14 protein-coding genes are annotated in these 16,735 nt (G+C 72.9%); 5 read left to right on the top strand and 9 right to left on the bottom strand.

The features are described from left to right. Positions 1-19 precede the first annotated feature (19 nt). The gene (locus tag ABT015_RS20110; protein WP_350880820.1) at positions 20-1,111 is read left to right on the top strand and encodes an LLM class flavin-dependent oxidoreductase; all 1,092 of its coding nucleotides are present in this window, start codon (positions 20-22) and stop codon (positions 1,109-1,111) included. Between the two features lie 178 nt (positions 1,112-1,289). Here the strand turns inward: ABT015_RS20110 and ABT015_RS20105 are convergent, their stop codons facing one another. Beyond that, positions 1,290-2,048, bottom strand: a complete 759-nt coding sequence (locus tag ABT015_RS20105; RefSeq protein WP_350880818.1) for a helix-turn-helix domain-containing protein — start codon at positions 2,046-2,048, stop codon at positions 1,290-1,292. 532 nt (positions 2,049-2,580) lie between these two features. Between ABT015_RS20105 and ABT015_RS20100 the strand changes: the two genes are divergently transcribed. From ABT015_RS20100 to ABT015_RS20090, 3 genes are all read left to right on the top strand, one after another. Continuing rightward, positions 2,581-3,318, top strand: coding sequence for a class I SAM-dependent methyltransferase (locus ABT015_RS20100; protein WP_350880816.1), 738 nt, complete (start codon positions 2,581-2,583; stop codon positions 3,316-3,318). A 141-nt stretch (positions 3,319-3,459) separates the two neighbouring features. Beyond that, positions 3,460-5,259 carry an ABC transporter transmembrane domain-containing protein gene (locus ABT015_RS20095; RefSeq protein WP_350880814.1) on the top strand — a complete coding sequence of 600 codons (1,800 nt, stop codon included), beginning with the start codon at positions 3,460-3,462 and terminating at the stop codon, positions 5,257-5,259. After that, on the top strand, positions 5,256-7,052 hold the full coding sequence (locus tag ABT015_RS20090) for an ABC transporter ATP-binding protein (protein ID WP_350880812.1): 1,797 nt from the start codon (positions 5,256-5,258) through the stop codon (positions 7,050-7,052). Before ABT015_RS20095 ends, ABT015_RS20090 begins: the two co-directional genes overlap by 4 nt. A 39-nt stretch (positions 7,053-7,091) precedes the next feature. Here ABT015_RS20090 and ABT015_RS20085 read toward each other — a convergent pair whose 3' ends face one another. Continuing rightward, positions 7,092-7,517: a cupin gene (locus ABT015_RS20085; protein ID WP_350880810.1), complete on the bottom strand. Its 426-nt coding sequence runs from the start codon at positions 7,515-7,517 to the stop codon at positions 7,092-7,094. A gap of 92 nt (positions 7,518-7,609) precedes the next feature. Here ABT015_RS20085 and ABT015_RS20080 point away from each other — a divergent pair, with 92 nt between their 5' ends. Then, positions 7,610-8,272, top strand: a complete 663-nt coding sequence (locus ABT015_RS20080; protein ID WP_350880808.1) for a TetR/AcrR family transcriptional regulator — start codon at positions 7,610-7,612, stop codon at positions 8,270-8,272. 28 nt (positions 8,273-8,300) lie between these two features. On the opposite strand, the gene ABT015_RS20075 is transcribed toward ABT015_RS20080, so the two are convergent. The 7 genes from ABT015_RS20075 to amrS all read right to left on the bottom strand — a co-directional run bounded on the left by ABT015_RS20075 (position 8,301) and on the right by amrS (position 15,884). Further along, complete coding sequence (locus ABT015_RS20075; protein ID WP_350880805.1) at positions 8,301-9,488, bottom strand: SPFH domain-containing protein; 1,188 nt, start codon at positions 9,486-9,488, stop codon at positions 8,301-8,303. Positions 9,489-9,525: 37 nt separating this feature from the next. Next, positions 9,526-9,762, bottom strand: coding sequence for an NfeD C-terminal domain-containing protein (locus ABT015_RS20070; RefSeq protein ID WP_350880803.1), 237 nt, complete (start codon positions 9,760-9,762; stop codon positions 9,526-9,528). A 154-nt stretch (positions 9,763-9,916) separates the two neighbouring features. Beyond that, positions 9,917-10,597 (bottom strand): YczE/YyaS/YitT family protein, encoded by a 681-nt coding sequence (locus tag ABT015_RS20065; protein ID WP_208869047.1) that lies wholly within the window; start codon positions 10,595-10,597, stop codon positions 9,917-9,919. 180 nt (positions 10,598-10,777) lie between these two features. Next, the gene (locus ABT015_RS20060; RefSeq protein ID WP_350880800.1) at positions 10,778-11,410 is read right to left on the bottom strand and encodes a LysE/ArgO family amino acid transporter; all 633 of its coding nucleotides are present in this window, start codon (positions 11,408-11,410) and stop codon (positions 10,778-10,780) included. Between the two features lie 132 nt (positions 11,411-11,542). Further along, a complete protein-coding gene (locus tag ABT015_RS20055) occupies positions 11,543-12,841 on the bottom strand; it encodes a coproporphyrinogen-III oxidase family protein (RefSeq protein ID WP_350880798.1) in 1,299 nt (432 codons plus the stop codon). Between the two features lie 65 nt (positions 12,842-12,906). Next, complete coding sequence (locus ABT015_RS20050; protein ID WP_350880796.1) at positions 12,907-14,412, bottom strand: radical SAM/SPASM domain-containing protein; 1,506 nt, start codon at positions 14,410-14,412, stop codon at positions 12,907-12,909. 35 nt (positions 14,413-14,447) lie between these two features. Further along, positions 14,448-15,884, bottom strand: coding sequence for an AmmeMemoRadiSam system radical SAM enzyme (gene amrS, locus ABT015_RS20045; protein WP_350880794.1), 1,437 nt, complete (start codon positions 15,882-15,884; stop codon positions 14,448-14,450). Positions 15,885-16,735: the final 851 nt, after the last annotated feature.

Here is a 16,735-nt window from a genome sequence, read left to right as displayed (position 1 = left end):
TCACGACCGGAGGAGAGCCGTGCCACTCGAAATCCGCGGCGGGGTCCGCGCCGCACCCGTCCCCGGCCACACCGCGCAGGAACGCCAGGCCCTGCGCTGGGCCCCCGACGGCCGCGACCGCACCGCCGACCCCGCGTACGTCGCCCGCACCGCGCGGGAGAACGAGGAGGACGGGCTGGACAGCGCCCTGGTGGTGCAGTCCAGTTCGTGGCCCGACCCGTGGCTGGTGGCCTCGTGGGCCCTGGCCGCCACCACACGGCTGCGCATCGCGGTCGCCCACCGGGTCGGCACCACCGCGCCGACCGTCGCCGCCCGCTCCCTCGCGACCCTGGACCGCCTCTCCGGCGGGCGGGCGGCGGCCCACGTCATCATCGGCTCCAGCGACCACGACACGGCCCGCGACGGCGACCTCCTGGACAAGCAGGAGCGCTACCGCCGGGCCGACGAGTACCTCGACCTGTTCACCCGCTACCTCGCCGCCGACCAGGACATCGACCACAAGGGCGAGTTCTACACCGTCTCCGCCGCCCGGCCCGGCCTGCACCCCAGACCCGGCGGCGAGCTGCTCTCCTTCGGCGGCTCGTCACCGCAGGGCCTCGACCTGGCGGCCCGCTACGCGGAGGTCTACGCCGTCAGCCCGCTGCCGCTGCCGGACACCCGGCGGCGGATCGCCCAGGTCCGCACCGCCGCCGCCGCGCACGGCCGGAGCCTGCGAATCTGGCGGCACGTCACCGTCGTCCTCGCCGACACCGACGAGGCGGCCCGCGACCGGGTCCGCCGGCTGCGCCGCGACGCCCTCCGCCTCACCTCCGGCGGCGGCGGGCCCTGGACGGAGGCCGTCCAGCTCGACCGCGACCGCGAGCGCGGCCGCTCCGACCCGTCCCGGGGCGACGAGCAGGTGGCCGCCTACATCCGCCGCTCCCTCACCGCCGCCTACGCCGGCTCCCCCGCCACCGTCGCCGCCCGCATCGGCCTGCTCCGCTCGGCCGGCGTGGACATCGTCCAGCTCGACCTCCCCGTCGAGACCGACCAGGACCGCGAGCTGCGGCGCAGCCTCGTCCGCCACCTCCGCACCGGCCTCGGCACCCCCGCCGACCGCCGCGTCTGGTGACCGGCGCCCCCGTTCGGCCGGGGAACGCACACCCGGGCGGATCACCGCCTACGACTGCTTCCGCAGCGCGGGCGCCAACGCCTGGACGTCGAACTGCTCTCCGACATCGTCCAGGCCCTCGGCGCGGACCCGGACCCGTGGCGCCGCGCCTACCGCGCCGCCTGCCGGTGACCGCCGGCTATCCGCGGTCCGGACGCGGAACGGCCGGTCCGGCCAGGGTCGCCTCGGGCTTCGTGTGGAGGATCTCGCGGGCCTGCTCCGCCGCGCGGACGATGCTCTCGGAGACGAAGTCGACGAAGCGGGCGATGTTCTCCAGGCGGGTGGCGGCCGGGGTCTGCGGGCCGAGGACGCCGACACCCTGCCGCGCGACCTCGACGAGGTGGGCGGTGGCGCGGGCGCTGGCCATCATCGACTGGTACCAGACGTCGTCGTCGACGACGTAGCGCTCACGGCGGCGCTCGTCGCGCTCCCGGCGGACGAGGCCCTGGCCGTCGAGGAACGCGATCGCCTTGGAGATCGACGGCGGGCTGACCTGGAGGTGCTGGGCGAGTTCGGACGCGGTGAGGCTGCCGCCGTCGGTGAGGGTGAGGCAGGCCAGCACCCGGGCCGCCATCCTGGGCATGCCGGAGGCCATCAGGACGGTGGTGTACGTCTCCTGGTACTCGCGCACGGCCTCGGCGTCGCGCCCGTGGGCCTGCGGGCGCGCCTCCGGCCCCCGGGGTGCGGCCGGCCCGCGCCGCTGGGCGCGGCGGCGTTCGGTGGCGCGGTGGGCCAGGTCGGCACGGTAGGCGGTGGGGCCGCCGTTGCGCATCACCTCGCGCGTGACCGTCGAGGTGGGGCGGTCGAGACGCCTGGCGATCTCCGCGTAGGCGAGGCCGCCGGCCATCCCCGACGCGATCTGCTGGCGCTCCTGCTGAGTGAGCCTGCCTCCCGGCACCGCGATCCTCCCTCCACGCTTCCCCGAAAGCCCTCACCCTAGCGTTCACCCCCGATCCCATGCAACGAACACGGTGGCTGACGTTGCGTTGAATCCAAGGCCACCGCGCTGACCATCGCGCCTTGAACTGCACTTGTGCTGATGGCTATCGGCGATCCGATTTCCGGTCGCCATGAAGGCAACGTAGCGTTTCCATCACCAGAAACAACGAGCCGCAGCAGGGCGGCCGGCTGGGCCCCGCCCGGCGGAGTCAGGGTGGAGCGCCCGCACGGCGGGCGGCCGTTCGGATGAACTTCCCTCGGAATTACCGCGTTCGGGTGACTCGCGGCCGGCCTCGCCCGCCGGGGCCGTTAGCGTGGCTGACCGTCATCGGCCGTCCGGTCGGGCGGAGCTGCGCGCGGCTCGGGGGTCGGGGGTCGGGGAAAACCGAGGGGCGCAGGCCTTCGCGGGATTCCCCATGCGCCTCCACGCGCCGCTCGCCGTCCGGGGGTGATCCCGACACCGTGCTTCACCAGCTGGGAGGTTCTCCGCCATGCCCGTGTCGAGTCGGTACCTGAAAGCCTGGGAGGGCTTCTGGCGCGACGCACCGGCGGAGGCCGGCGCGGTGATCTGGGACGCGGAGCCGGCGCTCACCGCGAGCGTGCACCTCGCGCTGTTCGCCCCCTACCTCGCCGACCCGGCGCTGCCCCTCGTCGACGTCGGCTGCGGCAACGGCACCCAGACCCGCTTCCTCGCCGAACGCTTCGGCCGCGTCCTCGGGGTCGACCTGTCCGCCGCCGCCGTGGAGCTCGCCCGCACCCAGCATCCGGACGGGCGGCCCGAGTTCGCCCGGCTCGACGCCACCGACGGGCAGGGCGTCCGGGAGCTGCACGCCCGTCTCGGCGATGCCAACGTGTATGTCCGCGCCCTGATCCACCAGTCCGAACCGGCCGACCGCCAGCCGGTTGCCGACGCCATCGCCACCCTGGTCGGGGATCGCGGCCGGGCGTTCGTCGTCGAGCTGTCCGCGTCGGCGAAGGCCGTCCTGGTCGGCCTCGCCCAGAGCCCGCAGGGCCCTCCCCCGAAGCTGCGTCCCGTCTTCGAGCACGGCCTCGCCCCCGCCGAGGTCGTCGACTCGGCCTTCGGCGAGCTGTTCCGCACCGCCGGGCTCACCGTCCTCGCCTCCGGCGAACTGCCCTTGTTCCTCACCGAGTTCGCGCCCGACGGCAGCCGGATCGACCTTCCGTCCCACTGGCTGGCGGTGGGCGCGGACGGCGCGCCGCAGCGGTGACCCGGCGGGGGCGGCCGGCCCGCCGTCCGACCTGGGGGTGCGTCAGTTCCGCGGCGGGGCGGTCTGCCAGACTCCGGGAATGAGACACCAACGGATACCGGACCAGTTCACCGCTCGGGGGCCCGCCCGGGAGCAGGCGGGATGACCGGCGCCGGACCGGACCTGCCCCCTGGTGCGCACCGGGTCCCCTACCGCGATCCCGGGGTGCCGGACCACCGGAGTCCGCTGCGCTTCCTCTGGTGGCTGGTGCGCAGGCAGCGCGGCCGCGTCCTGCTCGGCGCGACCTGGGGCAGCCTGTGGATGTGCGCCCTGATGCTGCCGCCCTACCTGATGTCCAGGACGATCGACGAGGGTCTCCGGGCGCGCGACAGCGGCGCGCTGGTCTTCTGGGTGTCGGCCGTCCTCGCGGTCGGCGCGCTCATCGCCGTCCTCGGCATCCTGCGGCACCGCACCATGACCTTCGTCCGGGTGGACGCCGCGTACCGCACCGTCCAGGTCATCGCCCGGCACGTCAACCGGCTGGGGACGACGCTGCCGCGCCAGGTGTCGGCCGGTGAGCTGACCCACCTCCAGGCCGGCGACATCGGCCGGATCGCGCAGACACTGACCATCACCGGGCCCGGCGTCGGCGCGGTCATCGCCTACCTCGCCACCGCCGTCCTGCTGGTCCGGATCTCCGTCCTGCTCGCGGCGGTGATCCTCCTCGGGGTACCCCTGCTGGCCCTCACCGTCGGCCCGTTGCTGGGGAAGCTGCACGGCGCCGAGGGAAGCTACCGCGAGCAGCAGGGGGCGCTGACCGCCCTGGCCGGCGACCTGGTCGCCGGGCTGGGCGTGCTGAACGGCATCGGCGGCAAGCCGATGTTCGCCCGGCGCTACCGGGAGCGCTCACAGGCCCTCGTCCCGCTCGGCTACCGGGTGGCCTCGTTCACCAGTTGGGTGCAGGCGCTCGGCGCCTGCCTGCCGGTGGTCTTCCTGGCCGTGGTGACCTGGCTCAGCGCCCGGATGGCGGCCGCCGGTTCGATCACGGTCGGTGAACTGGTCTCCGTCTACGGCTACGTGGCGGCCCTGCTGGTGCCCGTCTCCGCCTTCGTCGAGGGCGCGGACGACCTGCCGCGCGGGCTGGTCTCCGCCCGCCGGGTCACCGACATCCTGGCGCTGCGGCCGGAGGCGACGCGTAGCCGGACACTGACGAACCCGCCGGAGGCTCCGGCGGTGCTGAGCGACCCCGACTCCGGCCTGCTGCTGCGGCCGGGGAGGCTCACCGCGCTGGCCGCCGCCCGGCCGGAGGAGGCCCGGGCCGTCGTCGAGCGGCTGGGCGGCTACACCGACTCGGACGCCACCTGGGGGGACACCAGGCTGTCCGACTGGGTGCCCGCCGAGCTGCGGCGCCACGTCCTGGTGTCGGACGACGACGCGTACGTGTTCGGCGGCACGCTCCGCTCCGCGGTGTCGATCCGCGGCGACCGCACCGAGGAGGAACTGCGGCGCGCCCTGCACGCCGCCGCGGCCGAGGACGTCGTCGACGCCCTGCCGGGCGGCCTGGACGCGCCGATCCACGACCGCGCCGGCAACGTCTCGGGCGGGCAGCGCCAGCGGCTGCGGCTGGCCCGCGCGCTGCTGGCCGACCCCGAGGTGCTGCTGCTGGTCGAGCCCACCTCGGCGCTGGACGCGCTCACCGAGGCGGCCGTGGCGGCCCGGATCGGCGCCGTGCGCGGCGGCCGGACCACCCTGGTCGTCAGCACCTCCCCCCTGGTGCTCGGCCGCGCCGACGAGGTGGTCCACCTGGTGGACGGCAAGGTCCGGGCCACCGGCACCCACGGCGAGCTGCTCGCCCGCGACCCCGGCTACGCGGCGCTGGTGTTCCGCGGCAGCACCGACGACCGCCCGCAGAGCGTTCCGGCGAGCGGCACGACCGACACCGAGGAAGGACCGGCCCGATGAGCGACCTCGACGGCCCCGACGGCCCCGACCGCCCCCACGACCGCCACGCCCCCCACCGCCTCCCGGTCGCCGACGCCGCGACGGTGCGCCGGGCCAGTTGGCGCCTGCTGGCGGACGACGGCCGGGCGATGGGCGTGATCGTCGCCCTCACCTGCCTCGCCGCCCTCGCGGGCGTCGCCGGGCCGTGGCTGCTGGGCCGCATCGTCACCCGGGTCGAGAACGGCGAGCTGACGGTCGGCCAGGTGGACGGCTTCGCCGCCGCGGTCCTGGGGTTCGCCCTCGCCCAGCTGGTGCTCACCCGCTACGCCCGCCACCTCTCCCACCGGTTCGGCGAACGCGCCCTGGCCCGGCTCCGCGAGGAGGTCGTCGAGCGGACGCTCGCGCTGCCCGGGCGGTACGCGGAACGGGTCGGCGCCGGCGACCTGGTGACCCGCTCCTCGCTGGACGTGGGCACCGTGGCCGCCACCCTGCGCAACGCGGCCCCGGACGTCTTCATCGCCGTCGTCCAGGTGCTGGTCATCCTCACCGCGACGTTCCTGCTCGACCCGCTGATCGGGCTCTGCGCCCTGGTGGGCCTGCCGATCGTCGGGGCGGTGAGCCACTGGTACCTGTCCCGGGCCCGGGAGGCCTACCTCGCCGAGGGGGCCGCGGCGGGCTGGGTCGCCGAGGTCCTCGACTCCACCGCCCGCGGCGCCCGGACCATCGAGGCGTACGGGGTCGGGGCGCGCCAGGACGGCGTGGTCGACCGGGCCGTCGACACCGCCTACCGGGCCCGGGTGCGCACCCTGTTCCTGCGGACCGTGCTGTTCCCGGTCACCGAGTTCGCGCACGCGCTGCCGACGGCACTGATCCTGCTGGTGGGCGGCTTCGGATACCTCCACGGCTCGGTGACGCTGGGCGCGGTGGTGGCGGGCGGCCTCTACATGTGGCAGCTCGTCGACCCGCTCGACCGGGCGCTCAACTGGGTCGAGCAACTGCAGAGCAGCGGTGCGTCGTTCGCCCGCATCAAGGGCGTCGGCCTGGTGTCGCAGGAGCCGCCGGCCACCGGGCTGCGCCCCGCCGGCGACCGGATCGAGGCCGTCGGCGTGCGGTACGCCTACACCGACTCGCACGACGTGCTGACGGACGTCGACCTGGTGGTCCGGCCGGGCGAGCGGCTGGCCGTGGTCGGCCCGTCCGGCGCCGGCAAGTCGACCCTCGGCAAGCTGCTCGCCGGCGTCGACGCCCCGGACGCGGGGCGGATCCTGGTCGGCGGCGTGCCGGTCGCGGACCTCGCCGCGGCGGGCGAGCTGGGCAACCGCGTCGTCCTCATCACCCAGCAGCACCACGTCTTCATGGGCACGCTCCGGGAGAACATGACGCTGGCCGCCCCGGACGCCGAGGACGCGGCGGTCCTGGCCGCGCTCGCCCTGGTGGAGGCGGACTGGGTCCACGACCTCCCGGACGGGCTGGACTCGCTCCTGGGCACCGGCGGGACCGAACTCGGCGCCGCGCAGGCCCAGCAGCTCACCCTGGCCAGGGTCCAGCTGGCCGATCCCCACACCCTGATCCTGGACGAGGCGACCTCCCTGCTCGACCCGACCACGGCCCGGCAGGCGGAGCGGGCGATGGCGGCCGTGCGCTCCGACCGCACGGTCATCTCCATCGCCCACCGGCTCCAGACCGCGCACGACGCCGACCGGGTCGCCGTCATGGAGGCGGGCCGCATCGTCGAGCTGGGCACCCACGACGAGCTGGTCGCCGCCGGCGGGCGGTACGCGGCGCTCTGGCGGTCGTGGAGCGGGGAGTCCTGACCGGCCGCCGCCGAGCGAGCCGCCCGGGGGCGCCTGCGGTCAGGGGGTGTCGGTGCGCTTTTCGAGCCGGGTGCCGTGGCGCAGGGTGAGCGACATCAGGTCGCTGGGGCCGTCGAGTTCGAGGCGGTGCCAGCGGCCGCGGGGGACGACCACGGCGCTGCCGGCGGGCAGCGGCACCATCTCGTCGGCACCTCCCCCCGCGCCGTCCCCGTCCCCGTGCCCGTCCCCGCCCGCGGGGCGGAGGTAGAGCCGCGCGCCGCCGGTGAGGCAGCACACCGCCTCGTCGGCCTCCGGGTGCATCTCCCAGTGGTCGGCGTGGACGTCGGCGTCGGTCTCCACGTGGAAGGCGCCGAGGTGCCAGGTACCCGGCGCGCCACCGCCCATCTGCCGCTCGGCGGCTCGGACTTCGCCGTCGGGGTGGAAGTGCAGGGCCGAGGCGAACAGGTCGACGGCGGTGGGCGTCATGGCGGTGTTCCTTCCGGTCAGCAATTTCTATACGCGTAAGAAAACTAACCCCGCACGGCCGCCGCTGTCGACCCCTGAGCGATGATGGCCCCATGCCGACCCCACCGCGCAGGACCTCGGGCCGACCGCCCCGCATCTCCCGTGAGCAGGTCGTCGAGGCGGCCCGCCGGATCGTGACCGAGGAGGGCGCGGACCGGCTGACCATGCGCCGCCTCGCCTCCGAGGTCGGCAGTACGCCGATGGCGCTCTACCACCACGTGCGCGACAAGGAGGAACTGCTCGTCCTCCTGCTGGACGACTACGCGGCCCGGACGCTGCGCCGGCCCGAGCTGCCCGCCGACCCTCGCGACCGGGTCGTCGACTCCGCCGCCGCGATCCACGAGGCGCTGGCCGGCTGCCCCTGGATCGTCGAGGTGCTGACCGCCGACGACCTGATGTCCGCGTCCGCGCTGTGGTTCGTCGAGCAGATCGTCGACGGCCTCACCGCGTGCGGCCTCACCCCGGAACGGGCCGTCCAGGGGTACCGCACGATCTGGTACTACACCGCCGGCGAGCTGGTGGTCCGGGCGGCGGCGGCCCGGCGGCGCGCGGACGACGAGCGCGCCACCTACCGGGAGCAGGTGTTCGGCGGCCTCGACCCGGACGAACTCCCCCGCCTCGCACAGGTCGCGGACCGCTGGGCCGCACTGACCACCGACGACACCTACCTGGACGGCCTGCGGGCCCTGGTCGACGGCCTCCTCGCCGCCCGTTGACGCCTCGGCCCGCGGGCCCCGACGTGCCTCAAGTCCGTTCCGGGAAGCGGGGCTTGGACTTGCCGTCGCCGAACGGGCCGGTCGAGTGCTGGAGCGAGTGCAGGATGGCGAGGCCCTGGCTGACGATGCCCGCCGCCATCTGGTTGACCCCGTCGCTGCCGTTGAGGACGGTGAGCTCCGCTCCGGACATGCCCCGGGCCGCCGCGTCGGCGAGGGCCGGCAGGTTCTCCACGATCCGGTTGGCCGCGATGAGCTCCTGGTTGCCGCCGCGCAGGGAGTCGGCCCGGGCGGTGTTGGCGTCCGCCTGCGCCTGGGCGAGCGCCCGCTCGCTGTAGGCGCTGCCGTCCGCCTCGAACTTCACCCGGTCGCGCGCGGCCTCGGCCAGCGTCCGCTGCCGGTAGGCCTCGGCGTCCGCCGGGCGCCGCACGTCGGCCTCCAGTTGCTGGGCGGCCAGCGCGGCCCGGCGCTGGGCGAGCGCGGTCTGCTCCTCGATGACGTCCTGGGAGGCCCGGGCCTCGGCGAGCGGCCCGGCCTGGGCGGCCCGGGCCCTGGACTGCTCGGTCTCGGCGAGGAACCCGGCCCGTTTGATCGCGGTGTCGCGCTCGTACTCGGCCTTCAGCGCGGCCGCCTGCTGCTCCCGCTCGGTGGCCTCCTGGTCCGCCTTGGCCTGCGCGATCCGGGCCTGGCTGGCGACCGCCGCCGCGTGCGGCGCGGCCAGGTTGTCGATGTACCCGGTCGAGTCCTCGATCTCCTGGATCTGCAGCGCGTCGACCACGATGCCGAGCTTCTCCATCTCGCCGTGGCTGCCCGCCATCACCTCCTGGGCGACCCGGCTGCGCTCCCGGATGATCTGCTCGACGGTCAGCCCGCCGATGATCGAGCGCAGGTGGCCGGCGAAGATCCGGCCGACGAGCTCCTCCATCTGGTCCTGTTCCGAGAGGAAGCGGCGGGCCGCGTTGGCGATCGACACCGCGTCGTCGCCGACCTTGAACACGCAGACCGCGCGCACGGTGAGCCGGATCCCCTGCTGGGTCACGCAGTCCTCGGCGATCTCCGCCTCCCGCAGGGCCAGGGAGAGCATGCGGACCTTCTGCTTGACCGGCAGGACGAGGCTGCCGTGCCCGGTGACGATGCGGAACTGGGTGTCCTGCGCCTGGTGCTTGGACCCGGAGACGAGCATCGCCTCGTTGGGTGCGGGAACGTGCCAGAAGAACATGACCGACCACCTGACCAGCTGGGATACGAAGCCGCGGCTAGGGCGGCAACAGCTCGACGATCACCGAGCGGGCCGAGATCGCGTCCACCACGACCACCCGGACGTCCCGGCCGACCGGCTCCGAGCACCAGGCCGCGAACACCTCCGAACCACCCCGGAGGGCGACCAGGACCTCGCCCGGGCCGCCCGCCGGAATGGGCACCGTCACCTTGCCGACGGCTCCGACCGGGCTCTGCCGGGAGTCGTCGACCGCGGGCATGCTCTCTCGCGCCACCGGCGCCTCCGGTCCCCACGTCGCACCACACCTGCGGCAACCGCCGACGGCGGCAGTGCCTCGACCCCTTCCACGGTACTCCGGCAACCGGTCCGCCACCGGCCGCCGCCGGAGCGGGCCGGACCGGCACCAGGGCCGGCCGCACCGCCTCCGGTCAGGGCACCGCCAGGGCGACCGCGAAGCCGTGGTCCGGGATGTCCAGGAACCGCCGGTTGAACCGGACGAAGGGCTCGATCAGCAGGTCCACGAAGACCAGGAAGGCCACCGTGCCGATGCCCACCGGACCCCCCAGCAGCCAGCCGCAGAGCAGCAGCACTCCTTCGATCAGCCCCTTCGCGCACCAGAACGGCCAGGTCCAGCGGTGCCGGATGGTGATCGCCAGCAGGTCGATGGCCCGGATGCCGAAACCGCTCATGATGATCAGCGCCGAGGCGTAGGCGCACAGCAGCGCGCCGAGCAGCATCAGCGGGTAGCTGCTCAGCCCCAACCAGGCCGCCGGCCGCAGCCATTGGAAGAGGTCGATCAGGCTGCCGCACAGGAAGAAGGTCACGAAGGGCGAGACCACCGGGCGCTTGCGGTTCCACGCCGCCCACGCCCCGATGCACACCACCGCGACGGCCGCCTGGCACAGGCCGATGGTGAGCGGCAGGTGCTTGAGCACGCCCAGCGAGAAGACGTCGAGCGGGTCGGTGCCCAGATCGGACTGGATGAAGAAGTGGGCGCCCGTCGAGAAGACCACGCAGCCGGCCAGGTACACCAGCGCCCTGGGCAGTAACTCGCCCAGCCGCCAGGGTTTTCCGTTCGGATCGACGCCAGGGGGACGGTGGGACGCCATCGGTTCCTCCAGGGGGACGGGCGTCCGGCCCGCCGCCGCCCCCGAGGCGCGGAGGCGGGCGGCGGCGCGGACACCGGGCTGTTCGGAAGCCGGGGCCCGACACCGAACTCCCGCCGCACAGCCGGGAGTTCGACGAAGAGCCTCGGTCAGCCGCCGCCCGACGCCGTCACCGCGGCCGGTTCAGGCGAGCGACTGGTAGGCCAGGAAGCCGCCGAAGAGGATGACCCCGATCCCGGCGACCAGGTCGACGCCCTTCAGCAGCCGGGCGCTGAAGCGCCGGCGGAACACCACCACGCCCGTGCTCAGCAGCGTGAACCACAGGAGCGTGCCGCAGCCCACGCCGACCAGCATGGACACCGAGGCGGGCAGCGTCCCGGTGACGTTCGCCGCCGTGGCCGCGGCGAAGGCGGCGGCCCAGTAGCCGATCGTCGCCGGGTTGGAGGCGGTGGCCGCCAGCGCCGTGCGGAACGCCGCCAGCGGGCGGACCACTTCGGGGTTGCGCTCGTCCTCGGCGGCCGCCTGGACCCGGAAGGCGGAGCGCAGCGAGCGAGCGCCGATGTACACCAGAACGGCGGCCCCGGCCAGCCCCAGGGCCGTGCGCAGCGCGGGGACGTCCAGCAGCCTGCCGACCCCGGCGAGGCCCAGGCCGGCGTAGGCGATGTCCACCAGGGCCGCGCCCAGACCGATCGCCCAGCCGGTCGGGAAGCCGTCGCGCAGGACGCTGCGCACGCACAGCAGGCCGATGGGGCCGAGGGGCAGGGCGACCAGGAAGCCGAGGCTGAGCCCGGCGAACCACGCGGGGAGGATGTTCACCGCGGTCCCCCGCAGGTCACCGCGATCATTCCGGTCCGGAGGAAGTCCCGGCGAAAGCCCCGGCGGAAGGCCTGGTGCGAGCACGTGCGCGACAATTCGCTCTGCCCCTCGTGACAACACCCGCCGATCAGGTCACTCGACGAGCTCCGATATGCCGAACCGTACCTCATCCCCTTCGGCGGGACTGAGATCTTCCGGCGCGTAGAACAGCTCGTACACATTGGTCGACAACAACTGACCGAGCCTGGTCAGCGCATACACGTCCGTGCCCCGTTCCTCCAGCCAGCCCTTGTCGACGAGCTGCTCGATCTCCGCCCCGAAGACGGCCTCCATGGTGACGCCGAACCGGTCGCGGAAGTCCGGCCGGTTGACCTCGCACATCTTGAGGCCGCGGATCATGACGCGGCGCATTTCCTGTTCCTTGGTGAGGTACGTGGCGAAATCCAGCGGGATTTGACCACTTCCGACCATCTCGTAGTACTTCTTGAGCGGCTTGACGTTGACGAACAGCCGGTCGTGGATCACGCTCTTCGACGAGACGCCGAATCCGATCATCGGCCAGGTCCGCCAGTAGTACTCCAGGAAGCGCGAGTAGTCGGCGCAGCGGTCGGGGTGGTAGTACCCCGTCGAGCTGCGCCGGGCGAAGCCCGCCGCCTGCAGCGCGTCGATGGCGTACTCGTACATCCGGCGCTCGTCCTGCGCCGAGGGGAGCGCCATCTTCCCGGACGTGATGAGCGAGTGGAACGCCGTCTTGGGCCAGATCTCCAGGCCGTAGGCCGTGATGCAGGCCGGTTCGAGTTCGATGGCCCGGTCGACGCTGCGCTTCCAGTCGTCCACGGACTGGCCGGGCAACGGGAAGATCAGGTCGATGTTGGTGTGCGTGAAACCGCCGTCGACGACGGTGCGGAAGGCGCGTTCGGCGGTGGCGAGGTCGTGCGAGCGGTTGCAGATCTCCAGCAGCCGGTCGTCGAAGGCCTGGACCCCGACGCTGAGCCGGGTGAATCCGGCCTCCCGCATCCGCGCGATCTTGGCCTCGTCGACCGTCGAGGGGTCGAATTCCAGGCCGATCTCCGCGCCCTCGTTGAATTCGAACGATTCCCGGCAGGCGTCCAGCAGCCGGGCCGTCTGGTCGCCGGTGAGGATACCCGGCGTACCGCCGCCGAAATACACCGCGTCGACCCGGAACGCGGGGAAGGCCCGATTGGCGGCGAAGGCGCGGATCTCGCGTTCGAGCGCGTCGACGTACTGGGCGAAGTGCTGCTCGTTCCGGTTGATGTAGACGGTGTAGTCGCAGAATCCGCACTTGGTGATGCAGAACGGGACGTGCAGGTAGAGCACCGCGTTCTCGGGGCGGAAGTACTCGTCGTACTCGTGGTGCCGGTATTTGAACGGGTACGTGTGGATGTTCCGTCGGATGATCTTCTCGGCCATCTGCTGTCGCTCCTTCGTCGGGGCCGGCCTGGCGTGGTGGTGGACGGGTCCGGGGGTGGAGGCCGTCAGCAGAGGACCTGGAACGGGCGGACGTCGGCGGCCGTGTCGAGGGCCGGCCGGTCGTTGGGGACCACCGGGCGCCCGCACGAGACGAAGAGGTCGTCGTAGCGCGCCCGCGACCGCTCGCGGTAGTCGGCGGCGGAGCGGGCCAGCATCTTGACGACCTCCTCCGCGAGCATCAACTGGTACTGGCAGGACTCGGTGTTGAGGACGTTCACGTCACCCGAGGCCACGTGGTTCTCCTGCCGGCAGCCCCCGCCGCACAGGTAGCGGGCCCAGCAGGACCCGCACACCCGGTGCTCGTCGACGGTGCGCCGCCACTCGGGGTGGTCCCGGGTGAGGCCCTCGGCCCCGGTGCCCACGTCGAAGCCCTGGTCGCCGACCAGGCGGTGGCAGGGGCTGACGCTGCCGTCCGGGGAGTGCGTGTAGTACGTCCGGCCGCCCGAGCAGAACGCCAGCGCCGCCGCGCCCTCGGTGACCATCTGCACGGCGCGCTCGTACTCCAGCACGCCCTTGAACCGGTTGTCGGGGGCGAACAGCCGCGGGTAGTGGACCAGGAAGTCCTTGAACTGCTCCACGATGCCGGGCTGGAGGAAGTGGTTGATGTACTGGATGCCCTTGGGCTCGGACAGCTTCCGGTCCCCCAGCGTGAGGGCGATGGGCACCGTCGTGCCCTGCTCCACCGGGTAGACGCCCGGATAGATCTGGAAGTAGTCGAAGAGGTCGAGCCCCCACAGGTCGAGCACGCTCTCGGTGAGGCTGGGCCGCGCCGTCGCGATGGTCATCCGGGCCACCAGGGTGACGTCGTCGCCGCACGCCTCGCGCAGCCGGAACAGGTTGCGGATGATCCGGTCGTAGGAGCCCTTCCCGTTCTTGGACGGGCGGTTGGCGTCCTGGACCTCGCGGCCGCCGTCGATCGAGACCGAGACGATGAACCGGTGGTCGCGGAACAGCTCCTCGACGCCCTGGGGCATCAGGGTGAGGTTGGTCGAGATCCGGTGGACGAACTCGGTGCCCGAGCGCCCGGTGAGGTCGCGGGCGCGTTCGCAGATCTTGCGGATCACCGTGAAGTTCGCCAGTGGCTCCCCGCCGAAGAACTCGAAGCGGACCCGCTGCCCGGGCGCGGCGTAGCGGTGGATGAAGTCGAAGATCCAGGCGATCGAGTGCTCGCCCATCGCCTCGGTGATCCGGCCGTAGTCCCCGCCCTCGGCGAAGCAGTACGTGCAGGCGAGGTTGCACACGTTCGTCAGGTTGACGTTGACCGCGAAGTCGGCGCCGTCGGACAGCGCGCTCTCCCGGAGCCGGAGGCGATTGGCCTCCCGGCCGGTGGCGGCGCCGGCCTGCAACCGCTCCCAGGCCCGCCGCTCGTCCGGCCGCAGGTGGCCGACGCCGGAGGCCAGCCGCTCGGCGGTGTCCGCCGGGGCGAGCAGCAGCCGGTGGCTCCCGGTGATGAGGACGGCCGACAGGTCGTCACTGAACGGCAGGACGCGGTAGTCGGTCCCGTGCCGCATCGGGCCCGCCTGCTCCGTCGTGCTCGCGGGCCCGGTCATGACCTGGCGCGGGGCTGGAAGAGCGGCAGCGGCGAGACGTCCTCGTTCAGCGTTCCGGCGGAGGCCTCCACGGTCGGGAAGTGCGCGCGGTCGAAGACCTGGTGGAGGCTGGAGGTGCACTGCGGCGGTACGGCCACCTGGACGCCGACCTCGCCCGACGTGCTCTTGGCCGCGATGTACCGGAAGCTCTCCTGCGGGGCCAGGTCGATGACCTGCCAGCCCTGGTCCGCGGCCGGGTCGCCGTAGCGGCGGTGGTAGGCCCGCACCGGCGCGGCGGAGGTGTTGCGCACCTGGACGTGCAGGGCGCGGACGTCGCCGTGCCAGTCGAAGCGGGCCAGATCCAGGCCCTCGGCGGCGGGGAGTTCGGGCACCCGGGCGCGCGGGTGGGCGTCGGGCAGTTGGACGATCGACGAGCGGGCGCCGCAGCCGACGCAGGCGCCGGCCGCGTCCAGCCCGACCAGGTCGGCGTTCAGGCCGTAGCGGGTGATCTGGAGCTGCCCGCACCGGTGGCACCAGGTGTTGGTCGACTCCGTGTCGTACACGTTCCCCAGGTAGACGTGGTTGAGCCCCATGTCCATGGCGACCTTGCGGGCCCGTTCCAGCCGGTCGACGGGGGTGCGGATGGTGTTGGTCATCTTGTAGTCCGGGTGGAAGCGCACGAAGTGCGTGGGCACGTCGGGGCTGAGCCGCTCGCCGACGAACCTCGCCATGTCCCGGGCGGTCGCCTCGTCGTCGCTGAGGTCGGTGACCATCAGCGTGGAGACCTCGACGTGCTTCCCGGCCCGGAACACCTGCTCGGTGCCCTCCAGGACCGGTTCCAGCCAGCCCTTGGTGATCTTCCGGTAGTACTTCGGGTCCAGGGACTTGATCGACACCGAGAAGATGTCGATCACCGGGATCAGTTCCTCGATCGCCTCACCGCTGATGAAGAACGCGGACTTGTAGAGGTTGACGATTCCCGCCGCCTTGGCGAGGGCGGCCGTCTCCACCACGAACTCGTGCCACACCACCGGGTCGTTGTAGGTCCAGGAGATCACCTTCACGCCGTGCCGGACGGCGATGTCCACGACCTCCTCGGGCGTGTAGTGGTAGACGTCCTTGTCCTCCACGTGGCGCGCCTGCGACGTCTTCCAGTTGTGGCAGTAGTCGCAGTTGAGCATGCAGCCGACGTTCCCCATCGAGAGGATCCGAGCGCCGGGCGCGTAGTGGAACACCGCCTCGGTCTCGATGGTCTCCTCGGTGGCGTGGACCGAGCGCCCGTAGTTCAGGGTCACCAGGCGGCCGTCCCGGTTGGCCCGGACCATGCAGAATCCGTGCTGGCCGGGGCGGATCCGGCAGTTCCGGGGGCTGAGATGACATCGGACCACGCCGTCGTCCAGGCGTTCCTCCAGCCTGGCGGGGCGTGGTTCCTTGTCCCAGGTGTTCTGCGACATGGCTGTTCCTTCCGTGCGGTGGTACGGACACGGTGGTACGGAGGCGGTGGTGCGGCGGCGACGGATCGGGGCCGGACGAATCGGGGCCGGACAGGTGGATCCCGGACGGCCCGGCGCGGTCGTCCGCACCGGGCAGGGCCCTCCGGATCAGGCCGTCGCCGGAGGAGGTGCGGTCACGTGCGCGGGGCACGCCGGGGCGGGGCGCGCCGGGGCGGCGCGGTCGGGAAACCCGAATTCCCGCACTGTGGTGTGGAATTCGACATCGGCCCGCCCGTACATCCGCCCGTACATCCGCCCGTGGTCCGGAACGCCACTGTCCCGGTGTCTCGCTTTCACCGGGCGGGCCGGTTCCGCGCGGGTTTCCGCGGTCACGAACGTCAAGCGGATCTCACTTTCCCTCATGACGAAGCCACTGCTGAGAAAAACGCCTCGCGAAGAGGCCGAAGCGGAGCGGGAGTTCGGTGAGAAATTCGCCAACTGCGATGAGCTTCGGCGTACGGGCTCCCGCCTGTCAAGAAGTCCGCGTGCCGCCCGATCCGGCCAACACCGCGAAGCGGACAGGGCCCTCCGGTCGCGGCGGGGCGCAGGTTAGGCAAGCCTCACAAACGGTGATCTCGCGCCTGCCCAGCGGGTTCCCGGGCCGGGGAACGGCGGGCGTCGATCCGGCGGGGTGGCGCCGCCGGGATCGCCCGATGTGGGAGGAGGGCCGAAAATCGCCGCCGGTCGGCGGAACACCTGCCGCCACAGAGCCGATCGGCCGCCCCACCCGCCGCTCGCCGCGCACCGGCAAAGGCGGTTCCGAGGGGGGCGTGTGGAGCGGCCGGGGCAACGAGGAGGCGGCTGCTGGGAAT

The sequence above is a fragment of the Kitasatospora sp. NPDC094016 genome (assembly GCF_040304045.1).
GTDB lineage: Bacteria > Actinomycetota > Actinomycetes > Streptomycetales > Streptomycetaceae > Kitasatospora.
Note: the sequence above shows the minus strand (reverse complement) of the source record. Positions and strands in the feature narration are given on the sequence as shown.

Bases quoted from the DNA above. Each gene is read 5' to 3' on its own strand.
- ABT015_RS20100 (WP_350880816.1), top strand. From the start codon at position 2,581: ATGCCCGTGTCGAGTCGGTACCTGAAAGCCTGGGAGGGCTTCTGGCGC.
- ABT015_RS20095 (WP_350880814.1), top strand. From the start codon at position 3,460: ATGACCGGCGCCGGACCGGACCTGCCCCCTGGTGCGCACCGGGTCCCC.
- ABT015_RS20090 (WP_350880812.1), top strand. From the start codon at position 5,256: ATGAGCGACCTCGACGGCCCCGACGGCCCCGACCGCCCCCACGACCGC.
- ABT015_RS20085 (WP_350880810.1), bottom strand. From the start codon at position 7,517: ATGACGCCCACCGCCGTCGACCTGTTCGCCTCGGCCCTGCACTTCCAC.
- ABT015_RS20080 (WP_350880808.1), top strand. From the start codon at position 7,610: ATGCCGACCCCACCGCGCAGGACCTCGGGCCGACCGCCCCGCATCTCC.
- ABT015_RS20075 (WP_350880805.1), bottom strand. From the start codon at position 9,488: ATGTTCTTCTGGCACGTTCCCGCACCCAACGAGGCGATGCTCGTCTCC.
- ABT015_RS20065 (WP_208869047.1), bottom strand. From the start codon at position 10,597: ATGGCGTCCCACCGTCCCCCTGGCGTCGATCCGAACGGAAAACCCTGG.
- ABT015_RS20055 (WP_350880798.1), bottom strand. From the start codon at position 12,841: ATGGCCGAGAAGATCATCCGACGGAACATCCACACGTACCCGTTCAAA.
- ABT015_RS20050 (WP_350880796.1), bottom strand. From the start codon at position 14,412: ATGCGGCACGGGACCGACTACCGCGTCCTGCCGTTCAGTGACGACCTG.
- amrS (WP_350880794.1), bottom strand. From the start codon at position 15,884: ATGTCGCAGAACACCTGGGACAAGGAACCACGCCCCGCCAGGCTGGAG.